We start from the raw sequence: 1,586 nt of genomic DNA on the forward strand, positions 1-1,586 counted from the left end.
GGCTAGTTCTTGCTCTCGTTGACTAGTACTGGTGTCTTTCTTCGAGTTCCTTTCTTCGAGTTCTTTCGCCACCCGTAGATTTGAGATTCATGTAAAGAAAGCTGTCTTGCTGTCGCAGCTACTCCCACTTTATCTGCTAACTTCAGGGCTTCTGCTTTAAATTCAGGGGAATGTTTAATTCTAGTTTTCTTAGTTGTCATTGTTCACCTCGTTAGTGATTGTACTCACTTAACTCAGTGTCCAAAACTGCTGGGGCGGATCAGTACCCATCAGTGACACGTATCCTTTAACGGGAACAGTGAGTGTCCTAATACAGCTATGTATTAACTGATACGAGACTCTAGAGTAACAAATCCAATAGTTAGAATCTAAAAGCGACCAAAGGAAGAGAGTGTGGTTAGAATTCGAAATTATCAAGAAAGTGATGCTAAAGCGCTATGGGAGATCTTTTTCTACACAGTTCGCAACGTGAACATACGAGACTATTCTCAAGAGCAGGTAGAGGCTTGGGCACCAAGTGGTTTTGACTTTGCGTTATGGCAAAAGCGTATAGACGGGTTAAAACCTTTTGTCGCTGAGTTAGATGGTCATATTGTTGGCTATACTGACCTACAGCCAAGTGGTTTAGTCGACCATTTTTTTTGCCATCATGAATATCAGGGGCGAGGTGTTGGCCGAGCGTTGATGGAGCATGTATTCACGATTGGGCAAATTCGTGGGGTATCAAGATACTTCTCAGAGGTAAGTATCACCGCGAGGCCATTTTATGAGCGTATGGGTTTTAAAGTAGTGAATGATCAGCAAGTCGATATGCGTGGAGTAACGCTGACGAATTTCGTGATGGAAAAGGTTGTCGACAATTAGGCTTACGTTAAGAGCGAAGATTGTGAAGAGGAACAGACCTAAAAGGATTATTAAACCTTTTTAAGGGTAAATTTTGCTGATCTACTGATATTGTCGATGAGTTCAAATTGTGTGCTAGCCAATTTGTCTAATCTTAAAGATTGAATGAATACAAGGAGTGTTGTTCATGAGTCATGTGAGTAGATTAAAAATATATACATTAGTGTCGATGTTTTCTTTTGCAATCGGAGTGTTAGCCCTGCAAGCTGGGGTCTCTGGGTTGTTTCCGCTTTTCGTCGTGGTTATTTCTTTCTTTTCTTTTGTCATCAATTCATTCCTTTGTTTATTCGGTCATAAATATGAGAATGCCAAAGAATAAATCTCGAAAATGATTGTAAAAAATCTCCTCTAAGTCTCAATTATGGGACAGATGTTGATGACGTTTTTACAAGTTCCCTAAGATTTCCTCTTTAATTTCAATGTACTATTCGGTTCGATTGAAAAGAGTGAGGGCTTTGTTGCGTAATTAAATTTAGATATAGAGCCAACCCGTTTCGCGTATTTCTTAGTCAATACGACAGGTTTTAGGCATACCTAACCTAGTAAGCTTGTTCAACGCTTTTATCATCGCGTAAGTTTCACCCACCTGGGCATTGTAATTTCTTAAGCTCAGTTTCCCTCCTAGCAACTGTTTAACTCGATACATCGCTGTTTCTGAGAGTGAACGCTTGTGGTATCCATAC

2 protein-coding genes and 2 pseudogenes are annotated in these 1,586 nt (G+C 40.2%); 2 read left to right on the plus strand and 2 right to left on the minus strand.

Annotation, left to right across the window (positions count from 1 at the left end):
• Positions 1–200 (minus strand): annotated as a pseudogene (locus L1D55_RS27205) (transposase); the annotation flags it as partial.
• A gap of 193 nt (positions 201–393) precedes the next feature.
• Between L1D55_RS27205 and L1D55_RS27210 the strand changes: the two are divergent.
• Positions 394–864, plus strand: coding sequence for a GNAT family N-acetyltransferase (locus L1D55_RS27210; protein WP_239919507.1), 471 nt, complete (start codon positions 394–396; stop codon positions 862–864).
• Between the two features lie 166 nt (positions 865–1,030).
• On the plus strand, positions 1,031–1,222 hold the full coding sequence (locus tag L1D55_RS27785) for a hypothetical protein (RefSeq protein ID WP_080566563.1): 192 nt from the start codon (positions 1,031–1,033) through the stop codon (positions 1,220–1,222).
• Positions 1,223–1,408: 186 nt separating this feature from the next.
• Here the strand turns inward: L1D55_RS27785 and L1D55_RS27215 are convergent.
• Positions 1,409–1,586: pseudogene (locus L1D55_RS27215) on the minus strand (IS5/IS1182 family transposase); the annotation flags it as partial.

The organism is Vibrio sp. Isolate22 (assembly GCF_022398115.1).
GTDB lineage: Bacteria > Pseudomonadota > Gammaproteobacteria > Enterobacterales > Vibrionaceae > Vibrio.